29 protein-coding genes are annotated in these 23,752 nt (G+C 53.9%); 16 read left to right on the top strand and 13 right to left on the bottom strand.

Annotated features, from left to right (window positions below):
- Positions 1-190 precede the first annotated feature (190 nt).
- Positions 191-1,489 carry a S41 family peptidase gene (locus SYN7336_RS12975; RefSeq protein ID WP_017326381.1) on the top strand — a complete coding sequence of 433 codons (1,299 nt, stop codon included), beginning with the start codon at positions 191-193 and terminating at the stop codon, positions 1,487-1,489.
- On the opposite strand, the gene SYN7336_RS12980 is transcribed toward SYN7336_RS12975, so the two are convergent.
- Positions 1,465-1,788 carry an amidohydrolase family protein gene (locus SYN7336_RS12980; protein ID WP_017326382.1) on the bottom strand — a complete coding sequence of 108 codons (324 nt, stop codon included), beginning with the start codon at positions 1,786-1,788 and terminating at the stop codon, positions 1,465-1,467. The two genes, SYN7336_RS12975 and SYN7336_RS12980, sit on opposite strands and share 25 nt — an antisense overlap.
- An 86-nt stretch (positions 1,789-1,874) precedes the next feature.
- Between SYN7336_RS12980 and SYN7336_RS12985 the strand changes: the two genes are divergently transcribed.
- Positions 1,875-2,177: a helix-turn-helix domain-containing protein gene (locus SYN7336_RS12985; protein WP_017326383.1), complete on the top strand. Its 303-nt coding sequence runs from the start codon at positions 1,875-1,877 to the stop codon at positions 2,175-2,177.
- Positions 2,178-2,483: 306 nt separating this feature from the next.
- Here SYN7336_RS12985 and SYN7336_RS12995 read toward each other — a convergent pair whose 3' ends face one another.
- On the bottom strand, positions 2,484-3,164 hold the full coding sequence (locus SYN7336_RS12995; RefSeq protein WP_227498499.1) for a TetR/AcrR family transcriptional regulator: 681 nt from the start codon (positions 3,162-3,164) through the stop codon (positions 2,484-2,486).
- Positions 3,165-3,327: 163 nt separating this feature from the next.
- Between SYN7336_RS12995 and SYN7336_RS13000 the strand changes: the two genes are divergently transcribed.
- Genes SYN7336_RS13000 through SYN7336_RS13010 form a run of 3 tightly spaced genes read left to right on the top strand, consistent with a single transcriptional unit; the run spans position 3,328 to position 6,481 of the window.
- Positions 3,328-4,521, top strand: coding sequence for an efflux RND transporter periplasmic adaptor subunit (locus tag SYN7336_RS13000; protein WP_227498500.1), 1,194 nt, complete (start codon positions 3,328-3,330; stop codon positions 4,519-4,521).
- Between the two features lie 41 nt (positions 4,522-4,562).
- Complete coding sequence (gene devC / locus SYN7336_RS13005) at positions 4,563-5,738, top strand: ABC transporter permease DevC (RefSeq protein WP_026100963.1); 1,176 nt, start codon at positions 4,563-4,565, stop codon at positions 5,736-5,738.
- 11 nt (positions 5,739-5,749) lie between these two features.
- Positions 5,750-6,481: a DevA family ABC transporter ATP-binding protein gene (locus tag SYN7336_RS13010; protein ID WP_227498501.1), complete on the top strand. Its 732-nt coding sequence runs from the start codon at positions 5,750-5,752 to the stop codon at positions 6,479-6,481.
- Between the two features lie 109 nt (positions 6,482-6,590).
- Here SYN7336_RS13010 and SYN7336_RS13015 read toward each other — a convergent pair whose 3' ends face one another.
- A complete protein-coding gene (locus SYN7336_RS13015; RefSeq protein WP_017326389.1) occupies positions 6,591-7,025 on the bottom strand; it encodes a hypothetical protein in 435 nt (144 codons plus the stop codon).
- 227 nt (positions 7,026-7,252) lie between these two features.
- Between SYN7336_RS13015 and SYN7336_RS13020 the strand changes: the two genes are divergently transcribed.
- Complete coding sequence (locus tag SYN7336_RS13020) at positions 7,253-7,690, top strand: SRPBCC family protein (protein WP_017326390.1); 438 nt, start codon at positions 7,253-7,255, stop codon at positions 7,688-7,690.
- A gap of 80 nt (positions 7,691-7,770) precedes the next feature.
- Here the strand turns inward: SYN7336_RS13020 and SYN7336_RS13025 are convergent, their stop codons facing one another.
- The gene (locus tag SYN7336_RS13025) at positions 7,771-8,025 is read right to left on the bottom strand and encodes a helix-turn-helix domain-containing protein (protein ID WP_026100965.1); all 255 of its coding nucleotides are present in this window, start codon (positions 8,023-8,025) and stop codon (positions 7,771-7,773) included.
- A gap of 133 nt (positions 8,026-8,158) precedes the next feature.
- Here SYN7336_RS13025 and SYN7336_RS30880 point away from each other — a divergent pair, with 133 nt between their 5' ends.
- From SYN7336_RS30880 to SYN7336_RS13050, 4 genes are all read left to right on the top strand, one after another.
- Positions 8,159-8,317 (top strand): hypothetical protein, encoded by a 159-nt coding sequence (locus tag SYN7336_RS30880; RefSeq protein WP_017326392.1) that lies wholly within the window; start codon positions 8,159-8,161, stop codon positions 8,315-8,317.
- 26 nt (positions 8,318-8,343) lie between these two features.
- Positions 8,344-9,396: an RNA polymerase sigma factor, RpoD/SigA family gene (locus tag SYN7336_RS13035; protein ID WP_017326393.1), complete on the top strand. Its 1,053-nt coding sequence runs from the start codon at positions 8,344-8,346 to the stop codon at positions 9,394-9,396.
- 141 nt (positions 9,397-9,537) lie between these two features.
- Complete coding sequence (locus SYN7336_RS30885; protein WP_038025953.1) at positions 9,538-9,840, top strand: hypothetical protein; 303 nt, start codon at positions 9,538-9,540, stop codon at positions 9,838-9,840.
- Between the two features lie 626 nt (positions 9,841-10,466).
- The gene (locus tag SYN7336_RS13050; protein WP_017326396.1) at positions 10,467-10,946 is read left to right on the top strand and encodes a hypothetical protein; all 480 of its coding nucleotides are present in this window, start codon (positions 10,467-10,469) and stop codon (positions 10,944-10,946) included.
- Between the two features lie 18 nt (positions 10,947-10,964).
- Here the strand turns inward: SYN7336_RS13050 and SYN7336_RS13055 are convergent, their stop codons facing one another.
- Positions 10,965-11,261 carry a KH domain-containing protein gene (locus tag SYN7336_RS13055; protein ID WP_017326397.1) on the bottom strand — a complete coding sequence of 99 codons (297 nt, stop codon included), beginning with the start codon at positions 11,259-11,261 and terminating at the stop codon, positions 10,965-10,967.
- A 32-nt stretch (positions 11,262-11,293) separates the two neighbouring features.
- Positions 11,294-11,995, bottom strand: a complete 702-nt coding sequence (rpsP, locus tag SYN7336_RS28915) for a 30S ribosomal protein S16 (protein WP_017326398.1) — start codon at positions 11,993-11,995, stop codon at positions 11,294-11,296.
- A 254-nt stretch (positions 11,996-12,249) separates the two neighbouring features.
- On the opposite strand from rpsP, the gene SYN7336_RS13065 reads away from it, so the two are divergent.
- Positions 12,250-12,936: a HEAT repeat domain-containing protein gene (locus SYN7336_RS13065; RefSeq protein ID WP_017326399.1), complete on the top strand. Its 687-nt coding sequence runs from the start codon at positions 12,250-12,252 to the stop codon at positions 12,934-12,936.
- A 66-nt stretch (positions 12,937-13,002) separates the two neighbouring features.
- On the opposite strand, the gene SYN7336_RS13070 is transcribed toward SYN7336_RS13065, so the two are convergent.
- From SYN7336_RS13070 to fabD, 3 genes are all read right to left on the bottom strand, one after another.
- Positions 13,003-13,941, bottom strand: coding sequence for a bifunctional riboflavin kinase/FAD synthetase (locus tag SYN7336_RS13070; protein WP_017326400.1), 939 nt, complete (start codon positions 13,939-13,941; stop codon positions 13,003-13,005).
- 115 nt (positions 13,942-14,056) lie between these two features.
- Positions 14,057-14,581: a CGLD27 family protein gene (locus SYN7336_RS13075; RefSeq protein WP_017326401.1), complete on the bottom strand. Its 525-nt coding sequence runs from the start codon at positions 14,579-14,581 to the stop codon at positions 14,057-14,059.
- Positions 14,582-14,780: 199 nt separating this feature from the next.
- Entirely contained in the window at positions 14,781-15,665 is an 885-nt protein-coding gene (fabD, locus tag SYN7336_RS13080; RefSeq protein WP_017326402.1) for an ACP S-malonyltransferase, read from the bottom strand.
- Positions 15,666-15,927: 262 nt separating this feature from the next.
- On the opposite strand from fabD, the gene SYN7336_RS13085 reads away from it, so the two are divergent.
- Positions 15,928-16,359 (top strand): DUF2267 domain-containing protein, encoded by a 432-nt coding sequence (locus SYN7336_RS13085; protein WP_017326403.1) that lies wholly within the window; start codon positions 15,928-15,930, stop codon positions 16,357-16,359.
- A gap of 586 nt (positions 16,360-16,945) precedes the next feature.
- Here SYN7336_RS13085 and SYN7336_RS13100 read toward each other — a convergent pair.
- The 4 genes from SYN7336_RS13100 to SYN7336_RS25810 all read right to left on the bottom strand — a co-directional run bounded on the left by SYN7336_RS13100 (position 16,946) and on the right by SYN7336_RS25810 (position 19,568).
- Positions 16,946-17,956, bottom strand: a complete 1,011-nt coding sequence (locus tag SYN7336_RS13100; protein WP_051039915.1) for a beta-ketoacyl-ACP synthase III — start codon at positions 17,954-17,956, stop codon at positions 16,946-16,948.
- A 53-nt stretch (positions 17,957-18,009) separates the two neighbouring features.
- On the bottom strand, positions 18,010-19,131 hold the full coding sequence (plsX, locus tag SYN7336_RS13105) for a phosphate acyltransferase PlsX (protein ID WP_017326407.1): 1,122 nt from the start codon (positions 19,129-19,131) through the stop codon (positions 18,010-18,012).
- A 133-nt stretch (positions 19,132-19,264) separates the two neighbouring features.
- Positions 19,265-19,441, bottom strand: a complete 177-nt coding sequence (locus SYN7336_RS31725) for a hypothetical protein (protein ID WP_017326408.1) — start codon at positions 19,439-19,441, stop codon at positions 19,265-19,267.
- Between the two features lie 37 nt (positions 19,442-19,478).
- Positions 19,479-19,568, bottom strand: coding sequence for a cytochrome b6-f complex subunit PetN (locus SYN7336_RS25810; RefSeq protein ID WP_038025955.1), 90 nt, complete (start codon positions 19,566-19,568; stop codon positions 19,479-19,481).
- Positions 19,569-19,726: 158 nt separating this feature from the next.
- On the opposite strand from SYN7336_RS25810, the gene SYN7336_RS13115 reads away from it, so the two are divergent.
- The 4 genes from SYN7336_RS13115 to SYN7336_RS13130 all read left to right on the top strand — a co-directional run bounded on the left by SYN7336_RS13115 (position 19,727) and on the right by SYN7336_RS13130 (position 23,711).
- Positions 19,727-20,908 (top strand): aldo/keto reductase, encoded by a 1,182-nt coding sequence (locus SYN7336_RS13115; RefSeq protein WP_017326409.1) that lies wholly within the window; start codon positions 19,727-19,729, stop codon positions 20,906-20,908.
- Positions 20,909-21,268: 360 nt separating this feature from the next.
- Positions 21,269-21,910 carry a GspH/FimT family pseudopilin gene (locus tag SYN7336_RS13120; protein ID WP_017326410.1) on the top strand — a complete coding sequence of 214 codons (642 nt, stop codon included), beginning with the start codon at positions 21,269-21,271 and terminating at the stop codon, positions 21,908-21,910.
- Positions 21,911-21,915: 5 nt separating this feature from the next.
- A complete protein-coding gene (locus SYN7336_RS28920) occupies positions 21,916-22,320 on the top strand; it encodes a prepilin-type N-terminal cleavage/methylation domain-containing protein (protein ID WP_017326411.1) in 405 nt (134 codons plus the stop codon).
- Positions 22,317-23,711, top strand: a complete 1,395-nt coding sequence (locus SYN7336_RS13130; RefSeq protein WP_156820141.1) for a PilW family protein — start codon at positions 22,317-22,319, stop codon at positions 23,709-23,711. Before SYN7336_RS28920 ends, SYN7336_RS13130 begins: the two co-directional genes overlap by 4 nt.
- Positions 23,712-23,752 lie beyond the last annotated feature (41 nt).

Consider the following 23,752-nt stretch of genomic DNA (forward strand, 5'->3'; position numbering starts at 1 on the left):
CTGGTATGTTTCAGCGTATCACAGGCGGCCTGAATTGTAGTGTTATGTAAATTCGATATACAGTTAGTCATATTTCCTCTCGTGCCGATCCACTCTGACTGCTGGCGGTTCGGTTCCGTTAGGCTGAGAGTCGGAGATCGCGATCGCTTTCGACCCTCTATCTCCCGCGCTAGCTTATAAAGATGTATTTATGAAGGACTGGTTTCCATTGCGCCTCAAGCCCTCGAGACAGCAGGGCGGGCGCTGGTTGCACGCGTCTCTAGCTTTCATCCTCTTGGCGATCGCCTGTTTGGGCTTGACCGCCTGCCAGCCCCGATTGCAGTGGGGAGACGAACAAAAGCTGCTCGCGCAGGTGTGGACGCAGGTCGATCGCGCTTATGTCGATCCCACATTTAACGGTCAAAACTGGTGGCAGGTGCGTCAGACATTTCTGCGCCAGCCCATGCCGACGCCCGAGGCCGCCTACGAGCGCATCAATGTCATGTTGGCCACATTGGGCGATCCGTTCACTCGTTTTTTGGATCCAGCTAGCTACCGCAGTTTGCAAACCTCCACCTCGGGGGAATTGAACGGGGTGGGTCTGCAGATTGCATTAGACGAGAGTGGGGGCGTGCGAGTCATTGCTCCTTTGGAAGGCACCCCTGCCGATCGGGCGGGATTGCAGACAGACGATCGGATTGTGGCGGTGAATGACGAACCGGTGCGGGGATGGAGTCTCGAGAGGGTGGCTGCTCGCCTGCGGGGCTTAACTGGAACGCAAGTCTATCTCTCGGTACAGCGGGGCGATCGCCAATTTGAAGTGGGACTCAAACGGGAAGCGATCGCCATCAACCCGGTGCGCAGTCAGATTTTTCCTCAGCAGATTAACGGTCAGCCAGTGGCCTATATCCGCTTGAGCCAGTTCAATGCCAATGCCGTTGCGAAAATGCGCGCAGCGATCGATCGCGCAGAATCTGCGGGTGCGGTCGGTTACATTTTGGATTTGCGGGGAAATCCCGGAGGTTTGTTGAAGGCGGGGATCGAGATTGGACGCATGTGGATCGATCGCGGTCCGATTGTGTTCACGATCGATCGCAATGGCATTAGCGACAGTGCGGATGCCACGGGCAGTCAACTGACGGACGCTCCCCTAGTGGCGATCGTCAATCGCGGTAGTGCCAGCGCCAGCGAGGTATTGTCGGGAGCATTGCAAGACACCGGTCGCGCTGCTCTGGTGGGGACTCGCACCTTTGGCAAAGGGTTGATTCAATCAATCTTCGAGATGCCGGATGAGACGGGCTTGGCCGTCACGATCGCCAAATATGCCACTCCTAGCGGTCGAGACATCAACCATCAGGGGATCGAGCCCGATGTGGTGGTGGAATTGCCCAGCGATCGCCGACTCAAGCGAGAGGAGCTGGCGACCGAGCGCGATCCCCAGTTCGTCGCAGCCCTGGAAGTATTGCGAGAACAGGTGGCAGCAGCTCAAGCGCTCCCGACCGCCGCTTGAAGGGGCGGGGGATCTGGATAGGGGGCAAACTCTAGCGCTTTCCCTCGCAAGCTATCGTCGATCGCGCCGTCTCGCATGGCGATGCTGCCGCCGACGATGGTTGCTGTCGGCCATCCGGTCAGTTCCCAGCCCTCAAACGGACTCCAGCCACATTTGGTTTCCAGATCTTCGCGGCGGACAGGTTTAGTCGTTTCCAGATCCACCAGAACTAGATCGGCATCGTATCCCACCTGCAAGCGCCCTTTGTTGGGAATGCCGTAGGCAATGGCAGGGCGATCGCACTCTCGACAGCGAAACACTGCGTAGCCGAGTTTGCTAATGCGTTAGAGGCTGGAGATTTTTCCGTTGAAGCTTGCTCGGAAGCGGATGGCAGAGGTAAAAAACGATGAAACACGCTGACCTCAAGAAAATAGCGTTGCGGGATCCTCAGGTGAAGGCTGAGTATGACGCCCTAGAGCCTGAATTTAGTTTGCTGCGGCAAATGCTGGAGGCGCGGAAAAGAGCTGGGCTCAGTCAATCGGATGTTGCCGCACGGATGGGGACTCAAGCTACCGCCATTACCCGTTTAGAATCTTCCCTTAGCAGTGGAAAGCACTCTCCTTCAATCGCCACCCTGCAGCGATATGCCCGCGCTGTAGGGTGCGAGCTGGAAATCAAGTTAGTTTCGCGAGAAGCGCAATCTAACTGAAATACTTAGATTCGCTAGGATGACTGGGTTAGACCGATAAGCCTTGGTTGATGTGCTGAGGCTCAATAACTTCGATCGGGATTGGCGTTGGCGATCGCCCGCTCGATTTGCTATATCTTGCCATGCACTACCAGCAGATCCCCGGTAAGTAGTTCGCCATCGGGCAAAACCATTTGAGTATTGGCAATCAGCAGTTTCATACTTGCCTCGGGGTAACTCTCGTAACATGATGTTCGCGTTTGGCTGCAGCGACAACGCTTGACTGGCGGAGTGATAGTTGTCGCTCTATGCCATCTCGTTCAAATCTCATTTCTCCGCGATCACCTGATGGGTTAACATCTGAACCAGGCCATCCACTAAGCGCTCCCGCTCCATTGGCATAAACTCTTTCCCATACAGGAGTTCGTGAAAAAGAACGTAGTGGATGAGCGTGCCAATGAACATACGAGCGGCCACTTCTGGATCGGGCAAATTGAGTTCGGGATGCAATTTTAGATATCGGCCCACTATTTTCAACGACGCTGATGGCGTTTGAGAAATGAATGCCCTAGCCAGCTCTGGAAAGCGTTCGGACTCAGCCATAATCAGACGCACAAACGACAGTGCTAGCGGATCGCCCAGAATGGAATTCAGCATCCCAGTAGCTAGCTGCTTGAGGATAACCTTTGGCTCTCCATCCAATGCTTGCGATTCGAGCGGACCAAAAATCGCGTTGAACTTTTCCTCTTTCAGATACTGAATCAGCCCAACAAATAAGCCTTGCTTATCCTTAAAGTGACTGTAGATGGTGGCCTTGGAGACTCCTGCCGTTGCTGCCACCCGATCCATGCTGGTTGCAGCGTAGCCATGCGCGAGAAATTCTTGCATTGCGCCATTCAAGATGGCCTCTGCCTTCTCGGACGATAGCTGCCGACTGGGTGCAATATTTTGTCCCATGATAGATGCCTCTAGAGTGCGACCGACAGATTGCGCCGCCTGAGTTGTCAAGGGCTGCGAGCGAGCCTTCCCGATCGTACCAATTCCCTCGCCAACCCCTCTGCGGCATTAGCAGGTGCCAAAACTGAAAGTCCCTATTGACTAATCAAACTAAACTGGCTAGTTTAATGATAGCAGTACTAAACTGTTTAGTTTATTTCTTCGAGAGGCAGTCATGATGTCCGAATCAGCGATCGCTTCCCCTATCCGTAAATCTCTCCGCCTCTGGATCTCAGTGGCGATCGCCGCCGGTCTGGCTCTCAGCGGTGCGGCGGCAGTCATTTCCCAGTCTCGCGAGCCTGAAGCAAGCGATCCTTACCCTACAAGCTCTCCAGAAATCAAAACTGTAACGGCGTTAGGGTGGCTAGAGCCCCAAGGGGAGGTTGTCCAGCTATCTGCCCCCAGCTCGACTGATGGGAATCGAATCGCGCAGTTATTGGTGCAGGAGGGCGATGTGGTTGAAGTGGGCCAGACGATCGCCATTCTCGACAATCGCGATCGCTTGCAAGCCGCTTTATTAGAAGCCCGAGCACAAGTGGCGATCGCAGAAGCCAATTTGGCTGTGGTGGAAGCTGGGGCCAAAACGGGTGAAATCGAAGCACAGCGAGCGACAATTGCCCGTTACGAAGCCGAACTGCTCAACAATACAGCAGCCCAGACAGCGACAGTGGCTCGGCTGGAGGCTGAATTGCAAACGGCAGTAGCGGACGAGCGTCGCTATCGAGAGCTTTACGAACAAGGGGCGATCTCTGCCTCCGAGTGGGATAGTCGGCGTCTCGCCTCCGAGACTGCGCAACGGCAACTGGACGAGGGCAAAGCGAATCTAGCCCGCATTCAGTCAGCCCAACAGCAGCAATTGAATGAAGCGATCGCCACGTTAGACAGAATTGCCGAAGTGCGCCCAGTCGATGTCAATGTGGCTGCCGCCGAAGTCCGCGCTGCTCGAGCAGCAGTCGAGCGGGCTCAATCAGAACTCGATCTGGCTTATATCAGAGCCTCCCAATCTGGCCAAATTCTCAAGATTCACACCCGTCCCGGCGAAGTTATCTCTACTGACGGCATTGTCGATATCGGACAGACGAGCCAGATGGTTGCGATCGCCGAGATTTACGAAAGCGACATTCACAGAGTTCGGTTGGGGCAACAGGCACGAGTCGTCAGTCGGGCACTTCCAGATATGGAACTGCACGGGCGAGTCGAACAGGTTGACCTACAGGTTCGACGGCAAACCGTTATTAACGAAGACCCCGCTGCCAACATTGACGCCAAAACGGTCGAAGTCAAAGTTTTGCTAGACGAAGCCGCGAGCCAGCAGGTAAGCGGACTGACCAATCTCCGCGTCACCGTCACCATCGACACTGGCGCTTGAAATTCGAACTCTGGCATCTGCCCCCAATTCCCATTGCCATCATGAACGCTCTGTTTGCTACTCTCCGACGCCGCACTCCCCTCGGCTGGCTCCAGCTCAAACGCGATCGCACTCGGTTACTCACCGCGATCGCCGGAATCGCCTTCGCCGACATCCTCATCTTTATGCAGTTCGGCTTTATGGATGCCTTATTCCAAAGCAACACGCAATATCCCCGCACGCTACTGGCCGATATTGTCCTCGTCAGCACCTTGGCCGATAACTTAGGTAACCTGCGCACATTCCCTCGCAGGCGGATTTATCAAGCTTTAGACATTCCAGGCGTGGAGTCTGTGGATGCACTCTATGTCGGCTCGGTGGATTGGCGCAATCCCGATACGCGAGACAAGGCTTCGATGATGATTTTGGGCCAAAGCCCCGATCGGCCGACATTCGATCTGCCTGCAGTCAACCAGCAATTGGATCGCCTCAAACTCCCAGATACCGTGCTATTCGATCGCGCCGCCAGAGGAGACTATCGAGCCTTAATTGCACAATTGGAAGAGGGTCGAACTGTCGATACGGAAATTGGGCGGCGCACGATTGCGATTGATGGCTTGTTTCAAGTGGGGGCTTCATTTGCCGATGATGGGGCTCTGATTACGAGCCATACCACCTTTTTGCACCTATTCCCCCGACGAGATGAAGGGGCAATCAGCCTGGGTTCGATCGAACTCCAGGACGGAGCCGATCCCGAGCGGGTTAGGGAGGCCATCGCAGCCCACCTTCCCGATGACGTGCGAGTCTTCACGAATGAGGAATATGTTGACTTCGAACTCAACTACATCAAAACCGCTACAGCCATTAGCTTTGTCTTTACATTGGGGAGTGCGATGGGGTTTGTGGTGGGGGTGGTGATTGTCTATCAGGTGCTCTCGACCGATGTAAACGACCATCTGGCTGAATACGCCACTTTCAAAGCCATGGGATACCGCACGCAGTATTTGTTGGGCGTCGTTTTCGAGGAGGCTGTCATTCTGTCGCTTTGCGGCTTTGTACCCGGTGTGATGGTGGCAGTGGGCTTATACCAACTGACTGCCGCTGCGACAGCTCTACCTTTGGCAATGCCCCTCAGTCGAGCAGTTTGGGTGCTGACGCTCACTGTGGCGATGTGCGGACTATCGGGGGCGATCGCCACGCGCAGGCTTCAATCTGCAGATCCAGCCGATATTTTCTGATGGGGAATGACATGCAACGTTTTACCATGCAAAATTTTACGTCTAACCAACCGGCCATTCACATCCAGCATCTCGACCATTGTTTCGGTCGGGGTCAACTGCGCAAGCAAGTGCTCTTCGATATCAATTTGGAAATTTTTTCAGGAGAAATTGTCATTCTGATGGGACACTCCGGTTCTGGAAAAACGACCCTCCTGACGTTGGTCGGCGGACTGCGTTCCGTTCAGTCAGGAAGCTTAAAAGTGCTCGGTCGGGAACTCTGCGGTACCACTCCAGAACAGCTCGTCCTCGCTCGTCGCCACAACGGATATATTTTCCAGGCTCACAACCTGCATAGAAGCTTAACTGCCCTCGAAAATGTCTGCATGGGACTGGAGGTGCAAGGCAATCTCGGGCGGCAGGAGATGCTCGAACGGGCAGCCGCCATGCTAGAGCATGTGGGTTTAGGCGATCGCGCGCACGCCTATCCCGACAATCTGTCCGGCGGTCAGAAGCAACGGGTGGCGATCGCCCGCGCCCTCGTCAGTCATCCGGCAATTGTCCTCGCCGACGAACCCACTGCCGCTCTCGACAGCCATTCCGGTCGAGAGGTGGTCAACTTGATGCAGACCTTAGCCAAAGAGCAGGGATGCACGATTTTACTGGTCACCCACGACAATCGCATTTTGGATGTGGCCGATCGCATCGTCACCATGGAGGATGGCAGACTCATTAACAATTCTGCAATATCTGCAGCAGCCTGAAGGTTAGCCAGTGCCTCTATAGAGATTTGAGAGCAGCTTGAATCACGAAACATTCGCCGTTAATCTCGGAGTGCAATGAGAATATGCCGACTCCCGAGTGGAGGAGCTGTCAGTTGTATTTGAAGCCTTTAGGTCTCTTGCGAGCGTACCCTTTCGGTACGTTCATTCTGAACGACTCTGAAAACCTCGAATACAGGACGTCAGCGGTAGGGGGAAATTCTGCCGATACAGCCAGCATGCCAACTTTGGCCTCTTCGAAATAAATCACTCCCCCAGGGCGTCCTTCAGCAAACAAGGGGCTGTGAAAGAACTGATGCTCGGCAATGTAGATCGTGAGGAGGCCGGAAATCCGCATTTTTCTGCCAAATATTTGCTCGCAAACCTGGGGGATAACGGCCTCTAGAAAAGGGCTATCGGTCGGCTCGCCTAGATCTGTGAATTCCTGGAAATCGGCAAAGTGGTCCATGTAAAACGACCAGATCTTGGCGAGGTTTGGCTCGCGGATCAGTTTTTGCTTGAGTTCCTGCAATCGCTCGATTTTCATAGGTTCTTAGGAGGGAGGAATCTCTTGGTAATCTTGGCATGCTAGGGCGATCGACTGCAAAGTAGAACGGTTGGGCCATTTTGGGGCGGCCTATTGGCGCTGGCAACGACGTCCCCCAAAGCTAGAGGCAGCGTCAGTGGCAGAGCCGCAGGGATCGCCACCTACAGGCGATCGCTAGCAAAATCGTCTACAGTAAAGCCATAATTTCCTCCGCAACAAAAATTTGCATGGCTGACCATTGGCTAGAACACACCTGTCAAATCCAGGTACCCGCAAGCATCGATCGCGTTTGGTCGCTGTGGTCCAATCTGGAGCAATTACCCCGTTGGATGAAATGGATTAGTTCCGTCCAAACCCTCGATGGCGATCTGTCCCGCTGGACCCTTTCCAGTCGCGGTTTTACCTTCAACTGGACCTCTAAAACCCATACAGTTATCCACCAACAGCGCATTGAATGGGAATCGGTGGATGGACTGCACAACCGAGGCTGCTTGCGCTTTTACGATCGCAAAGCGGACGGCACCATCGTTCGTCTTTCCATTGCCTACTCCGTTCCCGGCTGGCTGGCCGCTATCCTGCAAATCCCATTTATCGATCGCATTGTCGAATCGACTCTGCAAGCGGATTTGGAGCGGTTTAAGGCTTTTGCGATCGCTAACCCCTGATGGCTGGGCAATGCGGGTGCTGGCAGATAAACGATTTTCGATCCCGATGGTCGCAGCCGAGGTGGCGATCGCGCGATCGCCTACCAAGACTCCTCATCGCCACTCAGCAGCCAGGTGATAGAAACCCCTAAAGCCTTTGCCATGGCCACTAATTCCCAATCAATCACGCGGCGCTTGCCGTTCTCGATCTGCCCGATCTTGACATAATCTAGAGTGATTCCATATCGAGCTAAACGTCCTGCCAACTCATCCTGGGTGAGCTGCAACTTTTCTCGCATCCAACGGACTCTAGGGCCAACGATATTGGCGGAGCGAGAGCGTTGTTCCGGTTTCAATCGCCAATCCTCTAGCTATCGGCAAAACACCCGACGGAGCAATCATCGATTTTCGATCCCCTCCATTTGGGAACCGACATAGGGGTATTATGCCGCGATCGCTAGCCATTTGACGAGGTCAGTGCCGATCGATATGACTGATGGCCTCGATAGCGGTCTCCCAGCCCTCGCCCCGTCCGTCGCAGCTCGCTTCACTCTCCCCAATCAAACCTTCCAGTGGAACTCACTTCTCGAAGATCGATTTTCGATTACTGCGCTCGAAGCCCACTGTTTAGACTATGAATATGAATAAATTCGTATTTAAGTTAAGTGACTGCAATGACCTCCTCTCTACTCTGGACTGACGAAGCCGCTGATGGGGAGAACGACCGGCCTGCTCAGCGGCGATCGCGTTCTAAAAGGTCGGTCGCCTCTTTTGGCAGCGTTGAAGATGCGGTAGATCTCTATCTCAACGAAATTGGCCGTGTAGAACGCATCAGCCATGCCGACGAAATTCAGTTTTCTCGTGCGGTACGCCAAAAAATTGAACTGGACACTCAGCAACAGGAGCTGGCCGAAACCCTAGGTCGCCAGCCCAGCAGCGCCGAGTTCGCCAAGCATGTGGACAAGACGGAATTAGAACTGCGGTCGATCGAGCATAAGGGCAAGCGCGCCCAACAAATATTGATAAACGCCAATCTGCGCTTAGTGGTCAGCGTTGCCAAAAAATATCTCAATCGCGGTGTCCCTTTCCTCGACTTAATTCAAGAGGGCAATATCGGCTTGATCCGCGCCACTGAGAGATTTGACGCCGAGCGGGGCTATCGCTTTAGTACTTATGCCCACTGGTGGATTCGCCAGGGGGTAACCCGCTGTATTGCCAACCAAGGTCGGACGATTCGCTTACCCGTTCACATGGTGGATAAAGTGCGCCATCTCAAGCGTTCCATCCGCGATCTCTCAAAGGAATACGGCCGCCGCCCCACTGAAGAGGAACTGGCCGATGCAATGGGGGTAAAGCTAAAGAAACTGCGCACCATTCAGCAATCGGCGTCGCTGCCCATCTCCCTCGATGTCACCGTCGGCCCCGAAGGGGAAACTCGACTGGGGGACTTGCTGGAAGATCGCAATTCCGATCGCCCGTTCCAGGAAATAGTGGCGAATACCATGCAGGCAGATGTCCAAACTGCATTGGAAATTCTCAAACCGATGGAACAGGATGTGTTGCGCCTTCGCTATGGCTTTGATGGCGGTAAGGGCAAGACTCTGCGAGAAGTAGGAGACTACTTCAACCTAACCCGCGAGCGCATTCGCCAAATTGAGAAGGAAGCGCTCCGCAAGCTGCGATCGATGAAAACCACTCGCAGAAGACTGGATGGCTATTTGAATTAGACTGGCGCATTACAAAACAGAGCTGGCATCTCGCTCGAACTGCGAGATGCCAGAACCATTGCATTTAGAGTGAATCCCGTAAGGCATTGGAATGAGGGTTCACATGCGCGTTAAGAGGCACAAGGGTTAGACGCGCAAGGATTGGCGCAGGGGTTGGCAGCGCAGCGGGAATTGAGGGGGAAGCTACTGCAAAGTTGGTCTAAAACAACCCCAGATTTAATCACAGGGGCAGGAGCAGCCGCTGTTGCACAGGGGTTGGCACAGGGGTTGGCGCAAGGGTTAGAGGCACAGGGGTTAGCACAGGGACTGGCGCAAGGAGAGGCACAGGGCTTAGAGGCACAGGGGCTGGCGCAGGGAGAAGCACAAGGATTGGCCCAGCAGGGATTTGCGCAAGGGGAGGCACAGGGGCTAGCACAGGGCTTAGAGGCACAGGGGCCAGCATGAGCGGCAGTGGAACTAGCTCCTTGAAATCCACTGGGGGCTACAGCGATCGCGGCAAAGCTGAGCAGAGAGGCGATACCAAACAAAGTCAGGTGACGAATTTTCACGGTTGGATTCCTTTTGGGTTGCGAAGTGTTTAATTGATGACTTTCTAAAATCGTGACAACGTCCGAGGTCGAGCAGTCATCATTAAGATTGGACCTGGGACAAAACGAATCTAGAATCAATCGCGGTGTCTCTATCTAAAATGGATGTCCTTCCCGATCTAGGTCTTAAGAGAAAATGAAGATATTCCAAGCAAAACATTATTATTTATAGAGTTCGCAGTAGAGTTTGTCGGTCGTGGAACTCGACAACTTAGATCTATGCAGCTCGAGGTGCTAACTGCCGGTACCGCTTGCAATGCCCAAGTTCCTAGGCGGCGAGAGCAGTTCGGCGTCGTAGAGTTCAGGTGATGTCAAGCTAGATCGACTTGAATTTGCTCCTAGCCGAACTGACGCAAAGTTAGCATTTTGTGAAGTCGATCGAATGCCCTGAGAAAACCCTCTAAACTGGCAAAGCAAGCTCAGTCTGCAAGGCTGAGGTGTCTATCCTCTCTACATTTACTGCCGTTGTGCGGCTCGATTGATATGACTGCCAGCCTTAGCTCCAATGAAGTCCAGGGATTAGAATATCTCGTTTTAGGCGTTGCTACCTGCTTCAAACGCAACGAAGAAGGACGCCTGGAAGAAATTCTCGTGGCAGAACCCTTGCCTGCTGCCGAGTTGGATTGCCTTTACAGCGCTGCTCGCACATCTTCCTACCAACTGCTCTACGCCACCACATACGCCGAGTTAGTGCAAGACGGCACCCCTGTCTTGCCCGCCGACATCGTTCCTGCAGGTACTATCCCCGCTAACGCATTTGTGGAGCGAGCCCAGGCGGCTGTCCGCTCCTATCGCTCTAAATCCGATTTCAAGCATCTGCCCATCGGCGAAACGGCAACCCCCGACTCGCAGCCCTTTGCTCTCAACTACAATCCCGAACCCAAACGCATTCTCGATGTTGTCTACGAACCGAGCGATGCAGATAACGTCAAGCAACATTCACACACTCATGCCCGCTTGTAGGGCGGCCGATCTTGCCATCTACCGCCGTCGCCCCCGAGGGCTGCTAGGGCGATCGCGATCGCCTACATCGAGTTGCACTCGCTGGTGGGCCAGCTCGCCAGCAGCGCTCAGCACTTGCCGGACAGCATGAATCGTCCGTCCGCCGCGACCGAACACGCGGCCCTTATCCTCTTGGCTGAAGGAGGCCCGCAACAGAATTCGCTTGCCGCCGCAGGTGGTTTCGCAGTCCACAGCCAAGCTGCTGCCTTCTTCCAACAGCGGCTCCAATAGCATCCGAGTGAGACCGATGTAATCCGGCATGTGCTGCCAACCCACTTCATTGCAACATCCAACCGTTCGCGATCGCGCTAGGCGGTAGCAGCCACTTCTTCAGTCGTTTCTGTGTCGGCGGCTTCTTCTGCGTCCGGTTCCGTCTCAGCGGTTTCTTCGGCATCGGCAACAGTAGCTTCTACACTGTCAGCCTCAGCCTCAGCTTCAGACGTTTCAACGGTCTCTGCCTCTGTTGCAGGAGCTTCTTCTGCGACGGACTCCTCTACCGTTACGGATTCTTCTGCCGCTACGGGTTCCTCTGCCGATACGGACTCTTCTACCTTTTCTGCTGTGTCCGCTGCCATCTCAGCAGTTTCTTCGGCATCGGCAACTGGGGCTTCTACACTGTCAGCCTCAGCTTCGGACGTTCCAACAGTCTCTGCCTCTGCTGCAGGGGCGGGCTCTGCTACCGTTACGGGCTCCTCTGCCACGACAGACTCTTCTACCTTCTCAGAGGAAGCAATGGTGATGGGCTCGCTGGAAATTTCGACACCAGATTTCACCATTTCGTAAATGCGAGCTTTTTTGAATAAAGAATCTAAGGTGTCGCTGGGTTGAGCGCCTCGGCGCAGCCATTTAGCAATTTCTGCCACTTTGAGGATAGTTTCTTTGGTACGGGGATTGTAGTAGCCCAACTCTTCGATGGGACGACCCTGACGGCGAGCGCGACTGTCGATAGCCACAATCCGATAGCTGGCTTCCCGCTTTTTACCGAAGCGCTTCAACCGCAGTTTCACCATGTCTTCGAGACTCCTTTGCCTATTCAAATAAAGTTTTCTGTGCTGGAAAGTTTTGCCGTGCTGGACTGACAATCGTCAGTTACCCCACTCGGGCTACAACCGGAACATTTGAGAGTAGCACTTTAGCATACCTTAGTGGCGATCGCGATCGCTAGGTTTTGTCTCAAAAGCCTGGTGCCCGAGGGCTCTATCCATCGGCCAGCAACTCCTCTAAGGCCCCGAGTATGATAGAGGAGCGAGACTAGAGGTTGGTTATGGCGGTGGATTTAGCGGCATTGGCCGCAAAGTTAGAGAGCGATCGCCCTGCCGACCGCATGGTGGCCCTCGCGCAATTGCGCGAAGTGCCTGACGAGCAGGCGGTTCCGCTGATTTTAAAAGTGGTGGGGGACGATCTCCAACAGGTGCGATCGTTTGCGGTGTTTGCGTTGGGAGTCAAGCAAACCGAGGCTTCGCTGCCAGCACTGATTGAAATTTTAGAATCTGACGAAGATTATGGTATCCGTGCCGATGCGGCTGGAGCTCTGGGCTATCTGGAAGATCGCCGTGCTTACGGACCCTTGGTGCGGGCGTTTTACGAAGATGTGGAGTGGTTGGTGCGCTTTAGTGCGGCCGTAGCGTTAGGCAATCTCAAAGATGAGAGAGCCTTCGATCTACTCCTACGGGCTCTCGATGAGGCGGATGGGTTAATGCAACAGGCGGCGATCGCCGCTCTGGGCGAAATTGGCGATGTGCGGGCTGTCGATCGCCTGCTGAGCTTTGTCCAGTCGGAGGATTGGCTGGTGCGCCAGCGGCTAGCCCAGGCGTTAGGGAATTTACCGACCCCAAAAAGCCGATCGGCCTTGGAATATTTGACCCGCGATCCGCAAGATACGGTGGCAACCACAGCGCTCTACGCTCTCAGAGAATTAGACCGGCGAGAGGCCAATAAAGCGCTGCCGTAGAAGGCGGGTTTTGCCGCCTCTTCTCTAGTGGAAGTAGACCTGCCGCCTGCTTTCGGGAGGAGGGGGTTACTGTGACAAAACCGCGCAGTGCTCGCGGGCCTGCTGGCAATCTCGTTCCAATTGCTGTACGAGCTGGGCGATCGAGCTGAATTTGCGTTCGGGCCGCAAAAACCGATGTAACGCGACTGTTAGTTCGCTGCCGTACAAATTCCCCGACCAATCGAGCAGGTGAACCTCCACCGTTCGGTCTCGACTGTCAAATGTGGGTCGCTGGCCAATGTTGAGCACGACTGGCTGTCGGTGCTGGCCCTCCCCCATACCATTCACATCTGTCCAATACACCCAACCGCTATAAACGCCATCGCAGGGCAAGACTTTTTGGGGAGAAACGGCCATATTGGCTGTGGGAAATCCCAATTCTCGACCCCGCCGATCGCCTTGCACCACTGGCCCGCACAAATGGTAGGGACGGCTCAGTAGCGTCTGCGCGAGCTGAACGTTGCCACTGGCCAAGGCCGCCCGAATGCGGGAACTGCTAATGCGATCGCCCTCCCATTCCACGGCCTCAATCGCATAGACTTGCACCCCAGTGCGATCGCCCCATTGCTGTAGGGTTTTCACTCGACCCGAGCGTCGATAGCCAAAACAGAAATCCCATCCCACACTCACGGCACGAGCCCCCAGACCGGCCACCAAGACTCGATCGATAAAGTCTTGAGGAGATTGACTGGCAAATTCGGGGGTGAACGGCAGCAAAATCACCTGCTCGACCCCCAACGATTCGAACAGACGGAGGCGTTCTGACAGGGGGGTGAGGGCGGGACGAGACTGGCCGGATAGGACTTCGCGGGGGTGGGGGTCGAAGGTGAGGATGGTGCTGATGCCGCAGTCTGCATTGACGACCGGCTCGATCACCTGCTGGTGGCCGCGATGGACACCATCGAAATTTCCCAATGCCACAGCAGCAGGACGACGGGCTTGGTGTAAATCGCGAATTACATGCACGCAGGTCAATCCTCTCGGCGCTCTCTCAACAAACTCAAGCGTTCGGGTACTCGGGCGGGGGATTTCAATTCCCTGGACTGTCAGACCGTACCCCGCACAGCTAACGGACCGGACTCTAGACAAAAGGCCAGACGATCGCGCCGAGGGCGGAGATCGCCAAACTGCCAGAGAAGGTGCGGTACAGTCGTTTCAGCACCGGTTGCACCTGATATTCCACCACCAGTCGATCTTTGGCTAATTCCTCCTCCGGTTTGACCCAAGTTTCGCCGTCATACCAGCCACTCTCCTCATACACAATCGACTCCTTTTCCAGTCGCTGCCGGATGTACGACCAGCCCAGATAGAGTCGCAGCGTGGCCAGAACTATGCTGGCCAATCCCGCCCCCAGCACCGCTAACAGCAGGTGCGCTAATTGGCGATCGGGGGGAAAGCTAGCTGCTGCAATTGGAGAAACAATCGCACCCGACCAAAAGCCAATCCAGCCCAAGCGCCGATAGTAGGTTTGCACGTCGAGGGTGGCCCAACGAAAAAATCCCGACGCCCGCAGGTTTTCGTACTCGCGCATGGGAATCTGTTCGTCAGGAACCGGATGCAGCGGTTCGGGTTCGGGAAAGAGCTCGTCAGCCAATGGGGTGGACACGATCGTCTCCTGGAGTCAATCCTTGCACCATGGGGAATTGGGCGATCGCGAGAGTCTGGCAATCTTCGCTAGCGGATTCGGAGCGGAAATTTCAGCGCTCATCCTCATATTACTTATTTTTTGCGAAACGTTAAGTACCATCTTCTCTCCTTTGCCCTCGAGCTTGCCTCCACGGCTGGGGCCAGACTGCCAGCCCGATCTATTCAGAGGGGTTTAACATTGCTGCCAGAGAGGTAGCATCGCCGATATTAACGCGGCCCAAGTTGCGATCGATGCGCCGCGTCAGTCCCGTCAGCACTTTCCCCGGCCCCACTTCCCAGACGGTATCTACGCCATCCGCCACCATATTCGAGATGGTTTCCCGCCAACGCACGGAGCCCGTCACTTGATTGCGCAGGTTGGCCTTGACGATCTCGGGATCGCGTGTGGCGGCGGCGGTTACGTTGCTGTAGACGGGAATGGCGGGCGGTTGAAACTCGACTGTCTCTAATACGCTAGCAAACTGGGCGGCGGCATCGGCCATGAGCGGGGAGTGAAAAGCACCAGAGACAGGCAAGAAAATACTGCGCTTGGGTTTAGCGGCTGCAATCACTGACTCAATCGCTAGTTTTTCCCCTGACAGCACCACTTGATCGGAGCTGTTGTCATTGGCGACCACCACCCCTTCAGTCTGTTCGCAAAGGGCTTCCAGGCGATCGCGATCGAATCCCATGACAGCAGCCATTGTGCCGGCTCGGGCAGTGGCCATCAGTTGCGATCGCTGCTGTACGAGTTTGAGCCCGGTCAGAAAATCGAACACTCCCGCACAGTAGAGGGCGCTGTATTCTCCCAAGCTGTGACCGGCGACGGCAGCAGGCGAGTGGGTGGACTTCAGTCGGTCTGCGAGGAGGGTTTCGATAATATACAGAGCGGGCTGAGTATAGGTGGTTTCCTTCAACTGCTCTGCTGTCAAGTCTAGGAGCGACCACCCCAGCACGAACTCCGCTTTCTCCAAAGTTGTTTTGACGTGCGGTAAATCGGCGAGATCGACCCCCATACCCACAGCTTGCGAGCCCTGTCCGGGAAAGATCCAGGCGATTGACATACTTGCTCCTCAGAGGCGATGGCGGCGATCGCTCGATCTTTTCCGATCGCCGGTTTGTCTTGTGACGCAGTCACAGCTCTAGTACTGTACAAGCTGATGCGATCCAGCCGCATCCTATTCAATCGATTCACTGGACGCGGAGCAGTTTAGAACTGCCGCCAATCTTCTATCGAGCGCTCTGCTATCCCAGATCTGACACCTTGGAGAAATGGGACATATGGAGCAGTATGATGCCAGTAAGCATTGTATTTAGGAGTTAGCCATGTCAGTGGAGAATTTTAGTCCTGCCGAGCAAGCCTTTCTAGGGAAAGTCATGCAGAAGGCCAATCTGCCCGATATATACGATGCGAGAAATATCACAATTGTTGTGTTTCGTGCTTTGCGAGACTTAATGACGACAGAAGCTGCCGAACGTACTGAAGAAACGTTTGATGATGAGAGAATTGCACTACTTTGGAAAGATGACAATCCCATCGTGGCAGCATTGGCAAAACTGCGTCCCCCGCTAGAGGTGGATACAGAAACTTTCTTGCGTCGCATTCGGCAGGAGGGTGGTGTGCCTGGAGGAGTGACAGCAGAAGCAGCCGTTAATGCTGTTTTTTCGACCGCTAAAGGTGAACTGCCTGCCGACCGCATCGCAGAGATTTCTGGCTTTTTACCTGATGGACTTAAAACCATGTGGGAACAGGCATAGTTCAGCGAGTTCTAGAGAGCTCGCAGGCAACCGTGCTGGAATTGGGTTTGATTAGACAATGAACGGCACGGTTCAACCTGATGGATTTGTCAGCAGCGAATGCGATCGCAGCGAAGAATCTGTCTTGCGAGCAGCTTTAGCTTTATAGAGGCTTGCTATACGATCCGCCCATATCTAACTTGACTGTTCTGCTCTCTAGAGCTTTCTCTAGGGCTTCATAGCAACGTTTATCTGAATCATCGATACTGCCTTTAAAACTCAGCATACGAACGCGACGATATTGGGCGATCGTAATTGCTTTTCTGGCTAAGGATTCTTCAACAATGTCACTAATTTTCATTTCCGAGTAACCCTACATGCGATGAATGCAATTGCGAGCCAATCCCTGTCGCCCCAGTGATGGGGTGTATCGGATCGCGACTGACTGGTTTTAGTATTCCACGGAGTTGTGAAGGACTGATGGACTTCTATGCACGAAGAAGACCCATTCCGAGCAACATAAGTTACGCTAAAGCGAAATTTCGAGCTACCACTGTATCGGGCGATCGCCACAGCTCCGCCATAAAAACACCCGTCTCTGCTAGCCTCAATCGTCTAAGCGGCCCCAGCGGAAAGCGATCGCTCCCCAAGTCAAACCCGCTCCAAATCCAGCGGCCACAGCCAGTTGACCGACAGTCAGTTCCCCCCGCTCCACCCAATCGGCTAGTGCCAGCGGAATGGAAGCGGCGGAGGTATTGCCAAACCGATCCATGACGGAGGCGAAACGCTCCACCGGCACGTCCATGCGAGCGGCGATCGCATCCAAAATGCGCTGGTTGGCTTGGTGAAGAAAGAACCCGTCTACTTCTTTTGCCTCTAGACCGGAGTGGAAGAGAGTTTTCTCCAACACTTCCGGCACTTCCCGCACGGCAAATTTATAAACCTCGCGCCCGTTCATAGCAATGAACTGATTGCGGTACTGGCCCACCTGAATGGAGTCCGTCAATTGATGGGGTTCTGCTTCATTTCGCAATGTCAACAGATCGCAGCCAGTTCCGTCCGAGCGCAACTCCATTCCCAGCAAGCCCGCCGTTTGACCGGCTTCGAGCACCACGGCCCCAGCGCCGTCCCCAAACAGCACGCAGGTGCGGCGATCGCTCCAGTCCACGGTACGGGAGAGCACATCTGCCGCGATCACCAAGGCGCGGCGATAGCATCCGGTTTGCAAAAACTGCGCTGCCGTCGCCACCGCAAACACAAATCCCGTACAGGCGGCAGTCAGGTCGAAGGCAACTGCCCGCTTGGCCCCCAACACCCCTTGAATCGCTCCTGCCGATCCAAACCGCTCGCTGGCGGTGGAGGTGGCCAAAATGACGATATCGATATCCATCGGATCGAGCTGCGCGCGCGCGATCGCCTCCCGTCCCGCTGCAGTTGCCAAATCGACGAGGCTGCGATCGGGGGGCAAGATGCGTCGTTCCCGAATTCCGGTGCGGGGGAAAATCCACTCGTCGGAGGTATCTACCACTTGGCCGAGCTCGTCATTGCTGAGCACGCAATCGGGCACAGCAGTGGCAACACTGACCAGTTGGACGGGTTTGAGAGCAGAAGAAGTCAAATCGTTAGAAGCCAAATCGTTAGAGGTCAAATCGTTAGAGGTCAAATCGTTAGTCACGGCGATCGCGAGTGCATGTGGGAGGCATCCAAGGCTTCGCGGGAGGCAGAGTCGAGGGAGACGACTTTGGGGGCGACCGGAGCAGTTGCCGGAGAGACTGTCGCGGCGGACTGCCCCTCAATGGTTTCGCGGGCAGTCACAATTTCAGCTTGAATGCGATCGATCACGCGATGCTCGACAGCCTCTTTGGCCAGACGGATAGCATTGCTCACCATCCCAGCCTTAGAACTGCCGTGGGTGATGATGCAAACACCATTGACTCCCAATAGCAAACCGCCGCCATATTCGGCATAATCCATCCGGCGCTTCACATTTTTGAGGTTGGGCATGAGGATCGTGGCCCCCAATTTACCGTGCCAACCTCGAGGTAATTCTTCCCGCAAAATTTGTGTGGCTACCATGCCGACGCTTTCGGCAAATTTGAGCAAAATATTGCCCACAAAGCCATCGCAGACAACAACGTCGAAATCGCCGGTCAGAACGTCGCGCCCTTCGGCATTGCCGACAAAGTTAATGTGGTCCAGTTGTTTGAGATGTTGGTAGGCGGTCACCACCTGCTCGTTGCCTTTGCTGGCTTCTTCGCCAATATTGAGCAAGCCCACCTTAGGGCGGTTCACCCCCAAGACACATTCGCTGTAGAGGGAGCCCATGATGGCAAAGTGTTCTAAAAATTTGGGCCGACTATCGACATTGGCTCCCACGTCCAGAATCATGACCGGTTTTTGGGCCAAGGTGGGGAACATTGCGGCGATCGCCGGACGATCGATCCCCGGAATGCGACCCAAGCGCAGCAGAGCTGCCGCCATCGCCGCGCCGGTATTGCCCGCCGCCACCGCTGCATCTGCCTTCCTTTTGCGCACCAAATCCATCGTCACCCGAATGGAAGCTTTGCGCTTGCGACGCAGGGCCTCGATCGGCTCTTCACCCATGCCGATGTCGTCTTCGGCTTCCACGATCTCGATGCCGTCGGGCAGATTCGAAGGCAGGTGGGGGGCCATGGCATCGGGACGACCGACTAGGGCAATGTCGATGTTGTGTTGACTGTGGGCCAATAGCGCACCCTTTACGATCTCTGCGGGAGCATAGTCGCCCCCCATAGCATCAACGGCAATGCGCACCCGCTTTACCTCGCAGCGTTAACCTGTTGGTTTAATCTCAACAATTTCTTTAAGATCCTATCAGAGTCTGTCGGTCAGAAGCTCTCGCCTGCTCTATCTATCGCGTTCCGCAGTCACTGAAAGACCTTGCTTTCTAGCGCGATTTTCGGGGGCGGCCCTTGCCGCTTTCCACCTGTTTGCGACGGCGACGATCGCGCCAATCGGACCAAGTGAGATAGCCCACCCCCAGCGTAATTCCACCTAGTAGAACTACGGATAGGACAAATGCGACCTGCTCGATTGATGCTGAAGTGGCGTGAATGGAGTCCATAGATTCCCTCTATAGCGCACCTGCGATCTGGGGGGATTTACATGCCGCCCCTTCCCCACACCAAAAAGGCGAGGGAGAAGACAAAAAAGGCCATAACTGCAATCCAACCGATCGTGACGATATCCATATGTATTCGGGGTTTATAGCGTCGAAACGTTTTTAGTGTAAGCCATTTTGAGCCGTTCTCTCTTGGATGGAACGCGATCGCCAGCGGCGGTTGGGGCCATGGGAACCGAGGAGTAGTCGTTACAATTTCGGAAGACGAATGCATTAAGGATAGAGCTCGTGCAGTATCGCCGCTTCGGTCGGACAGAGTTGCAAATGCCGGTGTTTAGCTGTGGCGGGATGCGCTACCAGCACAAATGGCAGGATATTGCTCTTGCCGAGGTGCCCGCAGACGGCCAGCGCAATCTGGAGGCCACGATTCGGCGATCGCTAGAGTTGGGCATCACCCACATTGAAACGGCTCGAGGCTACGGTTCGTCAGAAATGCAGTTGGGCTACGTGCTACCTAAACTGCCGCGCGATCGCCTCATTATCCAAACCAAAGTGGGCCCCTCAGCAGATGCGAACCGATTTCGCCAAACTTTCGAGCAATCCCTCCGCTATCTCCAGCTCGACTTTGTAGACTTACTGGGCATTCACGGCATCAACACCCCCGAACACATCCGGCAAACCCTACGTCCCGGCGGTTGTATGGATGTGGCACGAGAGCTAGTGGCACGAGGTAAAGTTCGGTTTGTAGGTTTTTCTACCCACGGCCCCTGTGATGTCATTGTGGATGCGATTCGCTCCGGGCGGTTCGATTATGTCAATCTGCACTGGTATTACATCAATCAAACCAACTGGCCCGCGATCGCTGCTGCCACCCAAGCGGATATGGGGGTGTTTATTATTAGCCCCTCCGACAAAGGCGGGCGCTTGTACGATCCCCCTCAAAAGCTGGTGGATTTGTGCCATCCCCTCAGCCCGATGGTCTTCAACGATCTGTTTTGCCTCTCGCACCCCGAAGTCCATACCCTCAGTCTCGGAGCAGCCCGACCGAGCGACTTTGACGAACATCTCAAAGTCTTACCCTTGCTCGATCGCGCCGACGAGATCCTGCCGGATATTTTGGCTCGATTGGAGCAGGCGATGGTGGATAGGTTTGGGGAAGAGTGGGTAAAAACTTGGCAGGTGGGACTGCCGTCCCACGAAAAGACCCCCGACGGCATTAACATTCCCACGATTTTGTGGCTGCGCAATTTGGCCCTGGCTTACGACATGGTGGAATACGGCAAGGCGCGATACAACCTATTGACGAATGCCGGTCATTGGTTTCCGGGGGGGAAGGCGGAACGGGTGTCGGCGCGCAAGTTGGCCAAATGTTTGGAGCAGAGTCCCCATCGCGATCGCATTCCCCAGTACCTCAAAGAAGCTCACGAGTTATTGGGCGGCGAAGCTGTGCAGCGCTTATCCCAAAGTTAAATCGAACGATCGCATGGTGGAGTGGCTCCCCTCTCTGTAATCCCTATAGAGCCATCATTTTTATAATCTATACCGTATATTCTCGCAATCGAAGTGGACTTTCATCTTGGAGTACGTGTAAGCACGCCAACTTTAGCAAGGTTTTATGCTTACAATGTCGGGCGTACATAAAGTTTTGATGAAGGGGAGGGTGGTTACTAGAGTTGCGTTGCGATCGAGCTCGGGTTTCCAGAATATCGACCGGATTGTCTGCTGGATCTCTCAGTACCGGTGAGTAGCGAGTCTGACAGTTTCGCTTTAGAAGGGGTGCATCAAGAGAGCTCGGCATAAGTGAAATCACCCCCACAGATTGGGTAAGCTATGTCCATCTTTCTTCTTTCAACCAAAAATCGTGCAGTTGGAGCGAGGCAGATATTTATTGGCGATCTATTGCTGCTCGCGCCAGTCACTGGCAAGGAGAGTACACACAATGATGAATTATCCAGAGGTTACGTCCGCATTTTGCAAGGGGTAATGGCTGTGCGTCACTTAGAACGAGGGTTCACAATATTGGAATTGCTGGCTGTCTTGGCACTGATTGGTATAGTGACAGCGGTTTCTGCGGCTGGCTGGTATAGAACCCGCCAAAATCTTGAAGCGAATTCCTTAGCGAAACAACTACAGGGTGCCTTACAAGCGGCTCGTTTTGAAGCTATGAAGAGAAATCGACCTGTTTCGTTTGTCTTAGAAGGCACGGAATTCATCACCCGAGCAAAGGACGATACAACTTCAACGACCTGTGGAAATGAGGCTGGAGACACGATCTTAAGTCGCCTTCCAACCGATGGATCGCCGGGTTTAGGAGCCGACACCACTGTTGCTGGAGATGGCCTGATATGGGATAAAGATGGATCGCCTCAGCTCTGTGGCGGAGCATTGGGGGACCTAACGATTAATGTCACTCAAGATGGTGCCACGGTCAGACAGATAGCGATCAATTCAGCCGGTAGAGTGAGTCAGTAATCACCATGAAAATTATCCATCGCCAATATGGCTTTAGTTTGATTGAAGTTATGGTATCCCTTGTTATTTTGACTGTTGGGATACTTGCAGCAGTAAGATTGCAAGCTGCCTCCTTGAATATAACCCAGGATTCGCGAGATCTCGAACGAGCTATAACCATTGCAGAAGCTGAAATTGAGCATCAGCGCTCGATCTCGGTACCTGTTGCCGTTTCTGCTACAGTTGACGGCTACACGCGCACGACGGTTGTGCTGGGATGCTTGCTCAATACCGCAGGCTCAACTCTAACCTGTAATGCTGCAACGCCTTGTGTTGCAGACAGTCCTGCTTGCCAGATTGACGTCACAGTGGATGGAGGAATTATTGATAGTCCTGTCCAAATCAGTACGATAAAGGCGGTGGGTTTATGAAAAGTCGAGGCTTGACACTACTTGAACTTCTAATAGCAGTCTCACTTTCAGCAATCTTGCTGTTCGCGCTTGGCAAAGTGTTCTCCAGTGCCTTGAGGAGCAATCGAGTCAACGAACAGGCGACATCGTTAACTCAAGATGCAGAAGTTGCGGCTGCAATATTGCAGAACGATGTGAAAAATGTTGGATTTGTCGGAGGGGATACCGATTCTTTTGGTACTACATCCCCAAGTGCGACTCAAATTGCTAACTTTGTTAGCACTTTTCGATGGCCATTTACACTCGATGACACTATTGCCTCGGCAGCCAATCTTGTCGGAGTCGTCAATGTTTCTGGTTCCACAGATCCTTTGCCCACTCTGTTCAAAATAGAAGGAACCGGCACCGATTCAGATACTCTCAGTTTTTTGCGTGTAAACAGAATTGACAATTCTACAGGTGCGAGCGCAATCGGTCTCCAATATAATGCTTATACGGTCGTGGGAGACAACTTGACACGCCTTCGACAAAGCCTTGACTGTGCTGGTACGTTTACACCGAATTCTGTCTGTACTCTCGATGGAGTCAATAATGGCGACCAGCCTGTCGTTGCAGGTGTTGAAGCTTTTCATGTTTTCTTCCAACTCAAAAACGCCAATGGAGGAAATGCTGTCTACACAAGCAACCTCCCCAACGATGTCACGAATATTGCAAGTATTGGCATCTACTTTAGAACTCGGGCAACCCTCGAAGATCCCAACACTAATAATAGTCAAACATTTCCCAGTAATGCCGTGGAACGTCCTACGGGGGTTTTGACTGACGGCACAGCAATTTCCAACTGGGCTGATTTGGGTGTGCCGACTGAGCCACCCTACAACGATCGCTTTCGTAGAATCGAAAAAATTCTAGAAATATCGATGCCAAATAGGCAGCCCTGCAATCTGCTTCCCATTGGTTGGCCTCAGACAAGTTTGGGGGCCGTTGGCGTAGAAACAACCGTGACGACTAGTGGTGGCAGTATGCCCGGTGCTGGTAACTTTGGTTGGTTGTCGTGGAATGGCTCTACTAGTGCAAATTATCTGAGAGAAATTGTGACAAACCCTATACTGTCCAACACCGGCTATATCGATCCAAGTATTAGTGAAGTTAGCGATCCAGACAGATATACCTTGCAGCAAGGGAGCGTCGTTGAAGGTGCGACTGGGGTTAATAGTTCTGTAGGGGATGCACTCAAAGCTTATGAGAATCAGATCGTGCTCGTTCCAATATGGTCAAATGTGGAAGGGGTTGGGTCCAATCTTAACTATACGATCAACGGCTTTGCCCGCATCTTTTTAACCTCTGGAGCCTCGATCGCTAGCTTGACAGGTACCTTTTTGGGCACGACAGATGGTGCTTGCTCTGCTTGACGGATTTATTGATAGATTTTTATCCTACATGCAATGAGAGG

Source organism: Synechococcus sp. PCC 7336 (genome assembly GCF_000332275.1).
Classification (GTDB): domain Bacteria; phylum Cyanobacteriota; class Cyanobacteriia; order Thermostichales; family PCC-7336; genus PCC-7336.